This is a genomic window from Pseudomonas sp. B3G-3 (assembly GCF_028640915.1).
In the GTDB taxonomy this organism is placed as follows: domain Bacteria; phylum Pseudomonadota; class Gammaproteobacteria; order Pseudomonadales; family Pseudomonadaceae; genus Aquipseudomonas; species Aquipseudomonas chlororaphis_I.
This window is the reverse complement of the sequence record NZ_JAQZAB010000090.1, coordinates 73672-89858: the sequence shown is the minus strand read 5'-3', so window position 1 is coordinate 89858 and position 16187 is coordinate 73672. Positions and strand designations below refer to the sequence as shown.

The window sequence follows — 16187 nt, the reverse complement described above, 5'->3', positions numbered from 1 at the left end:
CGATGGCCTCATAACAGGGAAGTTGTTTTATGGACTCGATACGATCCGGGCGCTCGGGCAGCGCTCTCATGATTCGCGCCACGCTGGCCTGCGCCGTGGTGGTCGCGCTGGTAGTCGTGCTGCGCGGCGAACCGTCCACCACGGCGAAGGCCAGCGTGGCGCCGCCGGCCGCCGAAGTCGACGTGGCCATGGTGCTGTCCAGGCCCGTGACGGACTGGCAGAACTATTCCGGGCGGCTGGAGGCGGTCGAAAAGGTCGTCATCCGCCCCCTGGTATCGGGGACGATCGTCGCCGTGCATTTCAAGGACGGGGCGATCGTCAAGGAGGGCGACCTGCTGTTTGAAATCGACGCCAGGCCCTATGCCGCACGGGTCGAGGAAGCCCAGGCGAGCCTGGCCGCGGCCAAGTCGCGAAGCCAGTACACCGCCACCGACCTGGGCCGGGCCCAGCGGCTGATCAACTCCAATGCCATCGCCATGCGCGACCTGGACGAAAAGCAGAACGCCGCCAGCGAAGCCCAGGCCAATGTCAGGCAGGCCCAGGCGATACTCGACAGCGCTCGGCTGGACCTGGCCCACACCCGGATCACTGCCCCGGTCAGCGGGCGCATGTCCAATGCCCTGGTGACGACAGGCAATATCGTCAGCGCCGGGGAAAATGCCGCGCCGCTGAGCACCCTGGTATCGCTGTCGCCGATCTACGCCGCGTTCGACGTCGACGAGCAGACGTTCCTGCGTTACCTCAACCAAAGCAGTGCCCGGCCGGATGCGGTGCCGGTCATGCTCGGGCTGTCCAACGAAACGGATTTCCCGCGGGTGGGTAAGCTGGCCTCGCTGGACAATCAGCTCGACCTGCAGTCGGCCACGTTGCGCGTGCGCGCCAGTTTCGACAACGCCGACGGCCTGCTCAGGCCCGGCATGCTGGCCCGGATCAAGCTCGGCGGTGGCCCTGAGCGCCAGGCGGTGTTGATCGATGACAGTGCGATAGGCACCGATCAAGACAAGAAATTCGTGCTGGTGGTGACCGCCAATGATCAGGTGGAGTACCGCCGCATCAGCCCCGGCAACCTGGTCGGCAATCTGCGCATCATCGATTCCGGCCTGCAGCCCGGCGAGCGGGTGGTGATCAACGGCCTGCACCGGGCACGGCCTGGGGATACCGTCAGGCCGCTGCTGGCCCAGCGCGCGGACGCGAGCACCCAGCCATGAACTTCTCCCGTTTCTTCATCGACCGGCCGATCTTCGCCGGCGCCCTGTCGACCCTGATCCTGCTGGCCGGGATCATCTCGCTGTTCCGCCTGCCGGTCTCGGAGTATCCCGATGTGGTGCCGCCGCTGATCGTGGTCAACGCCCAGTACCCGGGCGCCAACCCGGCGGTGGTGGCGCAGACGGTCGCGGCGCCGCTCGAGGAGCAGATCAACGGTGTCGAGGACATGCTGTACATGCAGTCGCAGGCCAACAGCGACGGCAACCTCACACTCAGCGTCACGTTCAAGGTCGGCACCGATCCGGACAAGGCCCAGCAACTGGTGCAGAACCGGGTCTCGCAAGCGCTGCCGCGGCTGCCCGAGGACGTGCGCCGGCTGGGGGTGGTGACGATGAAGTCGTCGTCGACCCAGACGCTGGCCATCCACCTGGTTTCCCCCGATGACCAGTACAACGCTACCTACCTGCGCAACTACGGCATTCTCAATATCAAGAACCAGTTGGAGCGTATCCCGGGCGTCGGCGAGGTGCGCATCTGGGGCGGTGGCGACTACGCGATGCGCATCTGGCTGGACCCGCAGAAAGTCGCCCAGCGCGGCTTGAGCGCCAACGATGTGGTCGCGGCGATCCGCGAACAGAACGTCCAGGTGGCCGCCGGGGTCATCGGCGGTCAGCCGATGCGCACGGATGTCGCGCAACAACTGTCGGTCAATACCCAGGGGCGCCTGAAATCGGAAAAGGAATTCGGCGACATCATCCTCAAGAGCTCTGCCGGCGGCGCGGTGACGTTCCTGCGCGATGTGGCGCGGGTCGAACTGGCGGCTTCGGACTACGGCTTGCGCTCACTGGTCGACGGCAAGCCAGCGGTGGGTTTCGGGGTGTTCCAGATGGCTGGCGGCAATGCCCTGGCGATCTCCGCGCAGGCGCGCGAAATCATGCGCCAGGCCAAGGAAGACATGCCCGCCGGGGTCGACTACAAGATCGTGTTCGACCCCACCCAGTTCGTTCGCTCCAGCATTCTGGCGGTGATCCAGACCCTGCTCGAATCGACGCTGCTGGTGGTGCTGGTGGTCATCCTGTTCCTGCAGACCTGGCGCGCCTCGATCATCCCGCTGCTGGCCATGCCCGTGTCGATCATCGGCACGCTCTCGCTGATGCTGGCCTGCGGTTTTTCGATCAATGCGCTGTCGCTGTTCGGGATGGTGCTGGCCATCGGCATCGTGGTCGACGATGCGATCGTGGTGGTCGAGAACGTCGAGCGCAACATTGCCCTGGGCCTTACGCCCAAGGCCGCCTCCTATAAGGCGATGGACGAAGTCAGCAAGCCGATCATCGCGATCACCCTGACCCTGGTGAGTGTGTTCGTGCCGCTGGCGTTCATGCCTGGGTTGACCGGGCAGTTCTATCAGCAGTTCGCGTTGACCATCGCCATCTCGACCCTGATCTCGGCGTTCAACTCCCTGACCTTGTCGCCCGCCCTGTGTGCGCTGCTGCTCAAGGGCCATGACCAGCCGCGGGATCGGCTCAGCCGCGGGATCGACCGGCTGCTGGGGCCCTTGTTCAGCCGCTTCAACCGGCTGTCGGCGCGAGGCGAGCAGTCCTACGGCAATAACCTGGGCCGGGTTATCCAGCGCAAAAGCATGACCCTGGGCCTGTACGCCGTGTTGCTCGGCCTGACGGCCTGGCTCGGCCATTCATTGCCCGGCGGTTTCGTCCCGGCCCAGGACAAGGAGTTCCTGGTCGGCCTGGCCCAGCTGCCCAACGGCTCCTCGCTCGAACGCACCGAGCAGGTGATCCAGCGGATGAACGAAATCGCCCTGAAACAACCGGGCGTGGCCCACACCCTGGAATTTCCCGGCATGTCGGTCAATGGCCTGATGAACTCGTCAAGCGCGGGCATCATCTTCGTCATCCTCGAGCCGTTCGCCGACCGGCACGGTTCGCAAACCAGCGCCACGGCCATCGCGGCGGCATTGAACCAGCAATTCTCCGCCATCAAGGAGGCGTTCACCGGGGTCTTTCCGCCGCCTCCGGTGTTGGGGCTGGGGACCCTGGGCGGGTTCAAGCTGCAACTGGAAGACCGTGGCGCGCTGGGCTTCGAAAAGCTCGATGCAGCGGTACGTGCCTTCCTCAAGCAAGCCGCGCAGGCACCCGAGCTGGGGCCGAGCTTTTCCAGCTACCAGATCGACGTTCCGCAACTGAAGGTCGATCTGGACCGGATCAAGGCCAAGCAATCGAATGTCGCGATGACCGATGTGTTCGACACCTTGCAGGTCTATCTGGGCTCGCTGTACGTCAACGATTTCAACCTGCTGGGACGGGTCTACCAGGTGCGGGTGCAGGCCGATGCGCCGTTCCGGGCCCATGCCGACGATATTGGCCAGCTGAAGGCGCGCAACGCCGACGGCAACATGGTGCCGCTGGGCAGCCTGGTGGAGGTCCATCCCACGTACGGGCCGGAAATGGTGGTGCGCTACAACGGCTACACCGCCGCCGACCTGAACGGTGGCCCGGCCCCCGGTTATTCGTCCGGCCAGGCCCAGGCCGCGGTGGAACGGATTGCCGCCGAGACGCTGCCCAAGGGCATCAAGTTCGAATGGACCGAGCTGACCTACCAACAGATCATTTCCGGCGACTCCACCGTGTGGATCCTGCTGATCTGCATGCTGCTGGTGTACCTGGTGCTGGCGGCGCTGTACGAAAGCCTGCTGTTGCCGGTGGCCATCCTGCTGATCGTGCCCATGGGCATCATGTCGGCGCTGCTGGGTGTCTGGCTGACCCAGGGCGACAACAACATCTTTACCCAGATCGGCCTGATGGTCCTGGTGGGGCTGGCCAGCAAGAACGCCATCCTGATCGTCGAGTTCGCCCGGGAACTCGAACTGCAGGGGCAGGGCATCGTCCGCGCCGCCGTCGAGGCCAGCCAGCTGCGCCTGCGCCCGATCCTGATGACCTCCATCGCTTTCATCATGGGCGTCGTGCCCCTGGTGCTCTCCACCGGCGCCGGCGCCGAGATGCGCCATGCCATGGGCGTCGCGGTGTTCTTCGGCATGCTCGGGGTAACCCTGTTCGGGCTGTTGTTCACCCCGGTGTTCTATGTCGCGCTGCGGCTGCTCGCCACCCGCCGGACCCCTGCGGTCCAGGCCGCGCCCGAGTCGCCCATTGCGGAGCTGACGGTCCGTTGAGAACGGAACGGGAGGCGGTTTTTCAGGATTCGCAAGCACTCTACAGTCATCTGCAATCAATGAAACAAGGGGACAGTCAATGACACGCGTCGTGCGTTTTAGCCAATACGGTGGTCCTGAAGTACTCAGGATCGATGACATCGAGGTCCCCGCACCGGGGCCCGACGAGGTACGGATCAGCGTCAAGGCGATCGGCCTGAACCGGGCGGAGTCGATGTTCCGTTCCGGCCAGTACCTGGAACAGGCCGAGTTTCCTTCCCGGCTGGGGTATGAGGCGGCGGGCATCGTCGAGGCCGTCGGGGCCCGGGCCGGCGAGTTCGCGGTGGGCGATATCGTCAGCCTTGTGCCGCCGATCTCGATCGCGCAGTGGGGCACCTATGCCGAACTCGCGGTGCTGCCGGCCGCGATGCTGGTCAAGCATCCCGCCAGCCTGTCGTTCGCCGAGGCCTCGGCGGTCTGGATGCAGTACGTCACGGCCTGGGGCGCGTTGATCCAGGTTGCCGCCCTGCAGCCGGGGGAATTCGTGCTGATCACGGCCGCTTCGAGCAGTGTCGGCCTGGCGGCGATCCAGATTGCCAACCAGGTCGGGGCGATCCCGATCGCCGTCAGCCGCACCGCGGCCAAGCACGAACAGTTGCTGGCGGCCGGCGCGGCGCATGTGCTGACCAGCGAGCAGGCGGACTTCAATCGACAGGTCGAGCGGATTACCTCGGGCCAGGGCGCCCGGGTGATTTTCGATCCGGTGGGTGGGCCGTTCCTGGAGCAACTGGTCGATGCCGCGGCCCGCGGCGGGATCATCCTGGTGTATGGCGCCTTGAGCAGCGAGCCGTCGCCTTTCCCGCTGTTCAAGGTCCTGAGCAAGAGCCTGACGCTGCGCGGCTACCTGCTGCATGAGATCACTTCCCGGCCTGAGTTGCTCGAGGCCGGCAAGGCCTATGTGATCGCCGGCCTGGAGGCGGGGACGCTGCGCCCGGTGATTGCCCGGACCTTCGCCTTCGAGCAGATCGTCGATGCCCACCGCTACCTGGAGGCCGGCGATCAGTTCGGCAAGGTGGTGGTCACGCTGGAGTCCGTGTCATGAAAATGCTCCATCCGATCTACTTCCTGGCCCTGGGCCTGTTCGGCGTCTACACCATCGAGTTCGGCGTGGTCGGGATCCTGCCGGTGATCATCGAGCGCTTCGCCATCAGTGCTTCGCAGGCGGGGCTGCTGGTGGGGCTGTTCGCGCTGATCATCGCGGCCTGCGGCCCGATCATGGTGTTGCTGCTGTCGCGCTTCAACCGCAAGAAGGTCCTGACCCTCGCGCTGTTCGTCTTTGCCGGCACCAGCGTGTTGTCGGCCTATGCGCCGAACTTCGAATCGCTGATGGTGTTGCGCATCATCCCGGCGCTGTTTCACCCGGTGTATTTTTCCCTGGCCTTCGTCGCGGCCACCTCGCTCTATCCGCCTGGAGAGTCGACCCGTGCCGCGGCCAAGGCGTTCGTCGGCACCAGCATGGGCATGGTGCTGGGGGTGCCGCTGACGACGCTGGTCGCCGCGCAATTCTCCTACGAGGCGTCGTTCCTGTTCTGCGCCCTGGTCAACTGCATCGCCGGCCTGGGGATCATCGCCAGGCTGCCGGACGCGCCCGGCAATCGGGCCGTGTCCTATGGCGACCAACTGGCCATCCTGCGCAAGTTCCCGCTGTGGCTGAACATTACCGCCTCGACGCTGATCTTTGCCGCGATGTTCTCCGTGTACAGCTATTCGGCCGAGTACCTGGCCCGGGAAGCCGGGATGAGCGCACAACTGATCAGCATCCTGCTGGTGGTCTTCGGTATCGGCGGCGTTGCCGGCAACCTGTATGCCGGCAAGCTGATCGGCCAGAACATGGTCCGCACGACGATCCTGCACCCGATCCTGCTGGCGGGCGCCTACGGCTTGCTGTACCTGTTCGCCGGCCCGTCGCTGCTGACCATGCTGGTGATCGTGGTGATCTGGGGCGCGACCCATACCAGCGGGCTGATCGTCACGCAGATCTGGCTGACCTCCGAAGCGCCGGAGGCCCCGGAGTTCGCCACCGGCATCTACATCTCGTTCATCAATCTGGGCGTGACCATAGGGTCGACAACTGGCGGCTGGTTCCTGGCGCGCCTGGGCTTGCAGGGCACTCTCTACAGTGGTTTGCTGTTCGCCGCGCTGGCCTTGATGGTCATCGTGGTCAAAGTCCTGTTTTTCAGTGCCGCACCGCGCAAGGGAGGCGCGCCCGTCGCGGCAGACTGAGTTCTACGATGCAGGGTGGCCCGCACGGATGAGGGTTTTTTCATCCGTGCGCGGCTGGCATCGGCTTTACGTTCCCAACCAAGGATCTCCAGGATGGAAGCCTTTGGGTCGACCGCCTGGGTTGTTTTTCCATTGAGAATCGATCGAGGCCTCATGAATCCCTTGACTGTGTCCAACCCCTCCTGCAACTGGCCCACGGGGCTGGAGTCGCGCGACAGCAGCATGTTCGACTGGGAAAACCTTCGCCATTACGTCACCTTCGCCCGCACCCAGTCGCTCAGCAGCGCGGCACGCGAGCTGGGCGTCGAGCATGCCACGGTGGCGCGACGGATAGCGGCGCTGGAATCGTCGCTGAACCTCAAGCTGGTCGACCGGCGTAAACGCAACTACGAGATCACGCCGTTCGGCCACCGCATCGCGGAAATCGCCGGGCGGATGCAGAAGGACGCCAAGGCGATTTCCAAGGTGGCGCTCTCCGTGCAGACCGAGATGGTCGCCGATCTCGCGGTCAGCGCGCCGCCGTTGCTGACCTCGGAATTCATCGCCCCGCACCTGGGGCGCCTGCGCCGTGAACACCCGTCGATCAATGTCAGCCTGTTGATGCAGGACGATATCGGCACGCTGTGCAATCCCGAGCCGGACCTGATGATCCGCCTGTGCCGGCCGACCCAGATGGACCTGGTGGCGCGCAAGATAGGGACGGTGTCTTTTGGCCTGTACGGCAGCCAGGGCTACCTGGCGGAGCACACCAGCGAGCAGTACGAATACATCGTCTATGACGACAGCATGGAGCACTCCCGGCAACAGATGTGGTTGCGCGAGGTTGCCGGGGAGCGCCCGGTGGTGCTGCGCGCCAGAAGTCTCGAAGTCCAGGCCTCGGCGGCCCGCGCCGGCATCGGCATTGCCTTGCTGCCCAACTTCTATGGCCTGAAAGACCCCGAATTGGCAAAGGCGCAGTTTCATTATGCGGACTTGATGATCGATATCTGGCTAGTGGTTCATGAGGATTTGCGCAAAGAGGCACCCATTCGTTCGTTAATGGACTTCCTGGTCAGCTGCTTTCCAACTGAGCAATTCTTTTAAAAGCGTTTTTACAGGGGGGCGTAGTTCAGTCTGGTGTTAACACAAGGTGAATTTTTTAACCCCCCAGGGTAAATACGGGGAGTTTACAAACAAGCGGGCAGATTTCAGTATCAGCCCCATAACAAGAAACATGCTTGCTCCCCCGACGGTTGAAAACCCATGCCAGGGTTTTCAAAAGTCCCCCACCCGGATACGGCACACGCTTCTCCGGTTGCGGTCTGAAACCATAATAAAAAAAACAGCGAAGAATTCGATTGTCCAACGATATTGATTCGCTGGCCGTCGAAGCTCTGATGTTGAAAAAACATTTATCAAGTTCTGCTCTTGGCCTCTCTGGCCCTCGACTCATGCCTGTAAAAAGCGTTTGGGAATAATCCTGCATTACGGTCACGTTACTACTAACGAAACCCGGGACGTACTTGCGTGCGCTTCCAGAGTTTTATAGCGAGCTCACAGAAGGAATTGGGATCATGAATAACGTAAAGATTATTGATGTAACGCTCCGTGATGGTGGTTATCGTAACAACTTCGAGTTCACCACCGATTATGCCGCCAATGCCGTCGGACACCTTGTCGACGTGGGGGTTGGGCATGCCGAGATCGGTTATTGCAACGGTTCTTTCATACGCAAGAAAGAACACGGACTGAGCAGTTCGGTCAGCCCTGAATATATTGAATCGCTGCGTCGTGCCGCGCGCGGTCAACTAGGGCTGTGTGTCATGGTGCATCCGCGTAATGTGACGGGCGAAGACTTTGAAATGCTCGCCGAACATGGCGTCGGAATGATCCGGGTGTGTTTGCGTGCCGAGCAACTTGAACAAGGCGTGGCAACTATCGAGTTGGCCAAGTCGTTCAACTTTCAGGCCAGCGCCAATATCACCCACATCACCACGCAAACACCGGGAACCGTGACGGATATGGCATTGCGCGCGGAAGGCGCCGGGGCCGATGTCATTTATTTCGCCGACTCTAATGGCAATATGATTCCGGATGATGTCGAACGGCTAGTCAGTCGGATATCCAGAAGAGTCCATGTGCCCCTGGGGTTCCATGCGCACAATAATCTTTCCCTGGCGCTTTCCAACTCCATCGCGGCCGTCGAGGCCGGTGCCGAATATATCGACACTTCGATTTGCGGCATGGGCAAGGGCGCGGGCAACTTGCACCTGGGCATGTTTATCGCCTATCTGGAACGGGTCGGAAGTGCCAATGGCTACGACTTGGTCAAGGCCCTGCAGTTGTCCGAATACACCGCGCAGAGCGTTCCATTGAGCAGCCTGCCGACCCCGCTCATGGATGTGATGCTGGGTGCCTACAACTTGCCTTTCGATGTTCAGCAGCGGCTGGAGGACACCATGTCCCGGCTGCAGATCAGCTCGACATTCCAGGCGCTCCGGGCGATGCACGAGCAGGACCTGATCCAGCGGCACGCGGTACGGCCGCTGGTGATTTCCCGGTCCAGCTTCCCGGCTCATCTGTCCGCCGAAGGAAAAATGTGATGAGCGCACTCCAGCAATCGGCGCAGTCGGGCAAACCGATGCGTCATCGAGTCTGCGTGCTGCCCGGGGACGGCATCGGCAGTGAAGTCGTCGAGGCCATACTGCCGATCTTCGATGCCCTGGAGCTGCCCATCGAGCTGGACTTCGGCCAGATCGGCTGGGAGTGCTGGCGCACCGGCGGCGACCCGGTCCCGGCCGAGACCTGGGCGAAGATCGCCGCGGCCGACGCCACGCTGCTCGGCGCCATCACCAGCAAGGCCCTGCAGGAAGCCGAGAAGGAATTGCCCGAGGCCCTGCGCAACACCTCGCGGGTGTACGTCTCGCCGGTGATCCAGCTACGCCAGCGCCTGAGCCTGTATGCCAACGTGCGGCCGGTCACCGATGTACTCGGTGAGGGGCGGTTCCGTTTCACGGTGATCCGCGAGAACACCGAGGGGCTTTACGCCGGTCTCGACTTTGCCTCGATCCCCGCCGAGTTCGAGCCGTTGCTCAAGGCACGGGAGCTGGCCGGGGCGCCGTGGAGCCGCGATAGCGCCGAGGACGCGACCATGACGGTGCGGCTGCAGACCCGGGCCGGCCTGACCCGGCTGTTTCGCTTCGCCTTCGAATACGCCCGCCAGCATGACTACCAGCGCGTGACCCTGGCGGACAAGCCCAATGTGCTGCGCTACAGCGGTGCGTTCGCCAGGGGGATCCTCGAGGAGGTGGCCGCGCACTACCCGGATATCGCCTACAACATCGACAACGTCGACGCCGTGGCGCTGTGGATGATCCGTCGTCCGGAGCGCTTTGGGGTGATCGTCGCGGAGAACATGTTCGGCGACATCCTTTCCGACCTCGGGGCCGGGGTTATGGGCGGGCTGGGATTCGCGCCCAGCGCGAACATCGGCGACGCCGGGGCCTACTTCGAGCCGGTGCATGGCAGCGCCCCGGCCCATGTCGGCCAGGACAAGGCCAACCCCAGCGCGATGTTCCTATCCCTGGCCCTGCTGCTCGAACACCTGGGTTACCACGCCCAGGCCCAGGCCATCGAGCAGGCGGTGACGCAGGTGGTCAGGCACGACTGCCAGACCTACGACAGTGGCGGCCAGGCGACCACCGGGCAATGCGCCGCGGCCATCATCCGGCGGAGCGTGACCAACCTTCGTCAACTCATCCCGAATACCGAAAACGCTCGGGCTTTGCCCGCAAGGAGTCATGCATGAGCACCTCTTCACTCTCGGAGCAACAACGCGCCTCCCTGCTGGAACAATGCGCCGCGCTGGATACCGCCTCGCTGAGCGATGCCCTCGACAGCCTCGGCATCGACGCCGGGTTGCTGGGCATCATCCAGCAAGTGCCCGGCACCCGTTGCAGCGGCTTCGCCTTTACCGTGCTCTACGAGCCGGTCAACCAGAACGACGGCTTCAAGAACGCCGCCAACTACATCGATGAGGTGCCGCCTGGCTCGGTGGTGGTTTCCAGCAACGCCGGGCGGCTGGACGCCACGGTCTGGGGCGACATCCTGACCCACGTGGCGGTGCAGCGGAATGTGCGCGGCACCTTGATCGACGGGGTCGCGCGGGATATCGACACCGTGACCCGCCTCAATTACCCGCTGTTCAGCCGCGGGCGGTTCATGCAGTCGGGCAAGAACCGCGTGCAGCTCAAGGCGACCCAGGTGGCGGTCGAGGTCAGCGGCGTGACCATCCATCCCGGCGATCTGATCGTCGGCGATGCCAGCGGTTGCCTGGTGATCCCCATCGACAAGGCCGAAGAGGTCATCAAGCGCGCCATTGCCGTGGAAAAGACCGAGCGCGACATCATCGCGTCGGTCAGCCAGGGCCTGTCGCTGGCGGAGGCGCGCCGCCTGCACCGCTATGACCAGCCATGGCTCGCGGCCGAGGCGAAAACCCCGAGTGCCGCCTGAGCGGCAACCTGCGTGCGATGCACAGGCGTGATGCGAAACGACGCGTCACGTTCCTCGATCAAGGAGAGCAGTAATGACTTCGAATCATCCGGCAAAGATCAAGACCAACCCGATGCGCAGCAGCACCAACAAAATCAAGCTGGGGGTCTTCGCCCTCAATATCGAGGGTGGCTGCACCCTGACCACGGTCCCGGAGCGCCTGGACGCCTCTGACTGGAGCGGCAACCTGGAAGTCGCCAAGAAAGCCGACAAGGCCGGCCTGGAACTGCTGCTGCCGGTGGGCCGCTGGCGCGGCTGGGGCGGTGCCAGCGATCCGATGGGGGTGTCGTTCGAAACCTATACCTGGGCGGCGGGGCTGGCGTCGGTGACCGAACAGATCGCGCTGTTCACCACCTCGCACCTGTCGACCGTGCATCCGCTGTTCGCTGCCAAGCAGGCCGCGACCATCGACCATATCAGCGGCGGTCGCTTCGGCCTGAACATGATCTGCGGCTGGTACGGCAAGGAGATGGGCATGTTCAACGGCGGGGTGCAGCTGGAGCATGACCGGCGCTACGACCACGCCGACGAGTGGCTGAAAATCGCCCGGCTGGCCTGGAACGAACCGGGCAACTTCGACCACAAGGGCGACTTCTTCAATATCGCCCAGGGCTTTGCCCAGCCCAAGCCGCTGAACCAGCCGTTCCTGATGAATGCCGGGGGTTCCGAGCGCGGCCGCAGGTTCTGCGCCGAGCATTGCGACGCGGCGTTCCTGATCCTCAAGCACGAGGATGACGACGACACCATTCGCGCGCAGATCAAGGCCTACCGCGACCTGGCTCGCCTGGAATTCGGCCGCGAGATCCAGATCTGGGTCTACTCCTACGTGGTGCAGAAGGACAGCCTGGAAGAAGCCGAGAAGTACCTCGACTACTACGTCAATCAGCACGGCGATGAAGTCGCCCTGGATAACGTCACCTCGGAGATCGGCATCCAGAGCGGCATGTTCGCCAACACCGAGGACGCCGAGCGCTTCCGCTTCCACTTCAAGGCCGGGTTCGCCGGGGTGCCCCTGGTCGGGACCGCGGAAATGATCACCGAGCAGTTCCAGCGCTACAGCGACCTGGGCATCGACGGCATCTGCTTGACCTGGCTCGACTACAAGAGCGGCCTCGACGAGTTTCTCCAGGACGTCCTGCCACGCATGGAAGAGGCCGGCCTGCGCCAGCCCCATAACAGCTCCAGGGTCATCATCGGAGCGGTCGCATGAGTGCCCGCAGCGCTTTGGCGCTGGCCGTCGAGCCCTCCGAGCAGGCGCTGGCCGAGGACTTCAAGCGCGCCATGCGGCGCCTGACCAGCACGGTTTCCATCATCGCCACCGGCGTCGATGGCACGCGCAGCGGCATGGTCGCCACAGCGGTCAGCTCGCTGTGCACCGAACCGCCGTCGCTGCTGATCTGCATCAACCGCACGGCCAGCCTGTACCAGCCGCTGCTGGCCAACCAGCGTTTCAGCGTGAACCTGCTCGATGCCACGCAAAGCCGGCTGGTCGGCATCTTCGCCGGCCAGCTCAAGGGCAGTGCGCGCTTCGAACATGGCCAATGGGAGTCTGCCGACGACCTGCCGTATCTGTCGGATGCCCAGGCGACGCTGTTCTGCAGCGTCGATGCGCGGCTGTCCTACGCCACCCACGAGGTGATTGTCGGACGGGTCGAGAAGTCGCGCGTCAACGAGCGCATTTCGCCCCTGCTCTGGCAGGACGGCAAGCCGGCCCAGTCCTGCGAGCTGATTCACTGATCTGGCCCCGACCATTCTGTTTTTTCCTGGAGGCAACATGAGCAACCTGACTGCATTCGATGCACCTAGCGCCGATGAGAGCGATGCGATTTTCCTGGTCAACGTCGTACATGTATTCGAGGGGCAGCAGGACGCCGCCCTCGATGTACTGCGCTCGGCCGTGGGTTATGTGGCGCAGAACTATCCGTCGTTCCAGTGGAGCCGCCTGTTCAAGAGTATCGACGGCAAGACCGTGATCAATCAGGCGCAATGGAGCAGCAAGGAGGAGTTTGACTCTCTGTTCTCCGATGAGCAGTTCATGTCGCGTTATTCCCGGCTGAAGGAAACCGGCACCTGGGAGTTCCACCTCTACAAGGTCAACGACTACATTCCGGCCGCCACTGCCCCGGTGGCCGCGGCGCTCGCCTGAGGGGAAGGCGGGCCCGCCCATGCTGGGTGTCGCGGGCCCGTCGTTCAGCGACTTTTATCGGTACATCAAGGAGATACACCGTGAGCAATTTTGATTCCGCGCTGACCCGACTGTTGAACATCAGCCATCCGGTGGTGCTGGCGCCCATGGGTGGTGCTGCTGGCGGGCGACTCGCCGCTGCGGTTTCCCGGGCCGGCGGGCTTGGCCTGGTCGGGGCCAGCTATGGCGATCCGGACTGGATGAAAACCGAGCTGGCGCTGATGAGCGACGTCGAGGAACCCTGGGGCGTCGGCCTGGTGATGTTCACCGTGGCCAAACGCTTCGAACTGCTGGACCTGGCTCTGTCCTATGGGCCCGACGTGGTTGCCTTGTCGTTTGGCGATGCCCGGCCCTTTATTGCCCCGATCAAGGACAGCGGCGCGCTGGCCATCGTTCAGGTGCATGACGTCGATCAGGCGCTGGCCGCGCTGGATGCCGGGGCCGATGCCTTGATCGTGCAGGGCGCCGAAGCCGGCGGGCATAGCCTGCGGCGAGCCTCCTTGCCTTTGCTGCCGGCCGTGCGCGATGCGGTGGGCGAGGATGCGGTACTGATCGCCGCCGGCGGCATCGCCGATGGCCGGGGGCTGGCCGCGGCACTTTTGCTGGGGGCCGACGGGGCCATGCTGGGCACGCGTTTCCTGGCCAGCGACGAAGCGCTGCCGTCCGCCAAGGTCAAGCAGCGCCTGCTCCAGGCCACCGCTGGCGACCTGGTGCGCACCCGTGCGTTCGATCTGGTGCGCGGTATCGAATGGCCCGAGCAGTACAGCGGTCGGGCCCTGGCCAACGACTTCACCGCACGCTGGGTGGGGTTCGAACAGGAACTGGTGCGGGCGCCGGCCAGCGTGGCCGAGGACTACGCGCAAGCGCTGCGCGAAGACAACACCGACGTGCGCGCCATCTGGACCGGTGAAGTCGCCGACCTGATCAACGATGTCCTGCCCGCCGCCACCATCGTCGAGCAGACCGTGCGGGGCGCGGAGCAGGCGCTGCGTGTTGCCGGCCGACGGTTCGCCTGAGCCGCACGCCCTGTGTTCTTGCCCAAAGGAATCGATATGAACAGCAATGCTCCCGTACATGTGCAGTTTGGCCTGGGCCTGGAACTGGTGGTGGTGATGTCGCCGGTCATGCCCACCTGGGACGAAGGCCAGTTTTTTGCCCCCCTGACCCAGTCGCTGGTCGATAAAGGCTATCGGGTGGTCATCTTCGACACGCTCTCGCTGCTGACCGACGACGATGAGCCGTTCACCGACTTCACCCAGCGCTGGGCCGGGGTGCTCGAACCGTTGGGGCCGATCGCCCTGATCGCCGGGTCCGCCCTGGGCGGTGCGGTGGTCCAGGGGCTGCTGGCGACCGCTGTGGGCCGGCAGGCGGCGCAGGCGCTACTGATTTCCTCGCCGACCCGGGCCGACAAGATCCTCGACCGGCGCCTGGGGGCGATGGCCGACCTGGCCAGCGCCGGGGATGTCGATACCGCCCTGATGCTGCTCGATCAATGGGTGTTGCCGGCCCGGGCGAAACCGGCGGCGCGCCAGCCGGCGTCAGCGGCGACGGCCGACGAGCAGGCCGGGCGGCGCCTGGACCAGGGGTTCCGCCTGTTGAACGAACTCAATGTGGAGCCGCAGGTCTCGGCCTGGCCGGGGCGCTTGTTGAGCATCTTCGGCGAGAGTTCGCAGCTGGTCAGGGCGACCAATGTCAGTTTCCAGGCGTCCGCGCAGCATCTGGCGGTGGGCGTTCCCGGTGCGGGCATGCGTCCGCTGCTGGATGACCTGGCGCGGGTGCGCGCCAGCGTGCGCAGCCATCTGGGGATCGACCTGGAGGCCCATGCATGAGCGCGTCGACAGCGGTAACCGAGCCCGCCCGGGCACGCTTCATCGATGTCCATTACCATGCCGGCCCTGATGCTTATCTGCGGCGTCACAGCGCGCTGCGGGCCGGTAGCGAGTATCAGGCGCAGGACGGCTGGGTGGTGCTCAAGAACCACCTGGGCTGTACCGCGGCCCAGGCCTGGGAGGCCCGCCAGCAAGGGTTTCCGGTGTCCGGTTCGATCGTGCTCAACGAGATTGCCGGCGGTATCGACTGGCGGGTGGTCGAACGCTCGCTGTGCCAGCATGGCGCCGCCGACCTGCGTTTTATCGTGCATTTGCCCACCGTGACGGGGCGTTCGCATACCAGCCGGCTGGCTCGGGAGTTGAGCCACCCGATCCTTGGCCAGCGCCCCGTGAAGCCGCTGACCGTCAGCGATGACCGCCAGCGATTGAACCGCGCCACCCTGGATGTGTTGCGGATGAGCCGGGATTATCCGGTGGTGATCTCCACCGGCCACGCCAATCGCGAGGAGGTGCTTTTGCTGGTAGCGGCGGCGGATCGGCTGCAGGTGCCGCGGTTGATGCTCAACCAGCCGGCCAATCCGCTGACCGGGCTGAGCGCGGCCGACCTTCTTGAGCTCAAGAGCCTGCCTTCGCTCTACATCGAGCAGACCGCGCTGACCTACTTGCTGGGCTACCAGAGCAAGGAGGATTTCGGCGAGGTATTGCGCGAGCTGCCACGTGTGGTCTACAGCTCGGACCTGGGCCAGACCAGCCAGCCGGACATTCGCCCATGGTTGGACCTGAGCCGGCAATGGTTCAAGGAGTTCGGGCTTGGCGCGCAGCGCATAGAGTCGATTACCCGCAGCGCCCCGTTGCAGATGCTCAGCCATTGACGGCCTAACGGCGCGCAGCGGCTGCCGCTCCGGGCGCTGAGGGCCGTTCGCGCAGGGGAGGGCAAATTCCAGGCATTAAAAAGCCGGCTTGTGGCCGGCTTCTCGGGGACTGGCTTGGT

14 protein-coding genes are annotated in these 16187 nt (G+C 64.1%); all 14 read left to right on the top strand.

All coding sequences use genetic code 11. The features are described from left to right. Window positions 1-29 precede the first annotated feature (29 nt). The 14 genes from PVZ80_RS10775 (at window position 30) to PVZ80_RS10710 (ending at window position 16068) form a co-directional block, all read left to right on the top strand. Complete coding sequence (locus tag PVZ80_RS10775) at window positions 30-1208, top strand: efflux RND transporter periplasmic adaptor subunit (RefSeq protein WP_039968246.1); 1179 nt, start codon at window positions 30-32, stop codon at window positions 1206-1208. Then, window positions 1205-4390, top strand: a complete 3186-nt coding sequence (locus PVZ80_RS10770; protein WP_273863881.1) for an efflux RND transporter permease subunit — start codon at window positions 1205-1207, stop codon at window positions 4388-4390. Before PVZ80_RS10775 ends, PVZ80_RS10770 begins: the two co-directional genes overlap by 4 nt. A 79-nt stretch (window positions 4391-4469) precedes the next feature. After that, a complete protein-coding gene (locus PVZ80_RS10765; RefSeq protein ID WP_028683476.1) occupies window positions 4470-5471 on the top strand; it encodes a zinc-dependent alcohol dehydrogenase family protein in 1002 nt (333 codons plus the stop codon). Beyond that, a complete protein-coding gene (locus PVZ80_RS10760; protein ID WP_009051068.1) occupies window positions 5468-6652 on the top strand; it encodes an MFS transporter in 1185 nt (394 codons plus the stop codon). Before PVZ80_RS10765 ends, PVZ80_RS10760 begins: the two co-directional genes overlap by 4 nt. Window positions 6653-6805: 153 nt before the next feature. After that, entirely contained in the window at window positions 6806-7735 is a 930-nt protein-coding gene (locus PVZ80_RS10755) for a LysR family transcriptional regulator (RefSeq protein WP_016702681.1), read from the top strand. Between the two features lie 470 nt (window positions 7736-8205). Beyond that, window positions 8206-9234 (top strand): nucleoid-structuring protein H-NS, encoded by a 1029-nt coding sequence (locus PVZ80_RS10750; protein WP_009051066.1) that lies wholly within the window; start codon window positions 8206-8208, stop codon window positions 9232-9234. After that, window positions 9234-10439, top strand: coding sequence for an isocitrate/isopropylmalate dehydrogenase family protein (locus tag PVZ80_RS10745; protein ID WP_273863880.1), 1206 nt, complete (start codon window positions 9234-9236; stop codon window positions 10437-10439). The genes PVZ80_RS10750 and PVZ80_RS10745 overlap by 1 nt, the downstream gene beginning before the upstream one ends. Further along, window positions 10436-11143, top strand: a complete 708-nt coding sequence (locus PVZ80_RS10740) for an RraA family protein (protein WP_009051064.1) — start codon at window positions 10436-10438, stop codon at window positions 11141-11143. Before PVZ80_RS10745 ends, PVZ80_RS10740 begins: the two co-directional genes overlap by 4 nt. Before the next feature lie 73 nt (window positions 11144-11216). After that, window positions 11217-12392, top strand: coding sequence for an LLM class flavin-dependent oxidoreductase (locus PVZ80_RS10735; RefSeq protein ID WP_016702683.1), 1176 nt, complete (start codon window positions 11217-11219; stop codon window positions 12390-12392). Next, on the top strand, window positions 12389-12919 hold the full coding sequence (locus PVZ80_RS10730) for a flavin reductase family protein (protein WP_009051062.1): 531 nt from the start codon (window positions 12389-12391) through the stop codon (window positions 12917-12919). Before PVZ80_RS10735 ends, PVZ80_RS10730 begins: the two co-directional genes overlap by 4 nt. 37 nt (window positions 12920-12956) lie before the next feature. Then, a complete protein-coding gene (locus PVZ80_RS10725; RefSeq protein WP_028683478.1) occupies window positions 12957-13328 on the top strand; it encodes an antibiotic biosynthesis monooxygenase family protein in 372 nt (123 codons plus the stop codon). A gap of 80 nt (window positions 13329-13408) precedes the next feature. Beyond that, on the top strand, window positions 13409-14383 hold the full coding sequence (locus tag PVZ80_RS10720) for an NAD(P)H-dependent flavin oxidoreductase (RefSeq protein WP_009051060.1): 975 nt from the start codon (window positions 13409-13411) through the stop codon (window positions 14381-14383). A 36-nt stretch (window positions 14384-14419) separates the two neighbouring features. Further along, window positions 14420-15196: an alpha/beta hydrolase gene (locus tag PVZ80_RS10715; RefSeq protein WP_273863879.1), complete on the top strand. Its 777-nt coding sequence runs from the start codon at window positions 14420-14422 to the stop codon at window positions 15194-15196. Next, the gene (locus PVZ80_RS10710; protein ID WP_273863878.1) at window positions 15193-16068 is read left to right on the top strand and encodes a DUF6282 family protein; all 876 of its coding nucleotides are present in this window, start codon (window positions 15193-15195) and stop codon (window positions 16066-16068) included. Before PVZ80_RS10715 ends, PVZ80_RS10710 begins: the two co-directional genes overlap by 4 nt. Window positions 16069-16187: the final 119 nt, after the last annotated feature.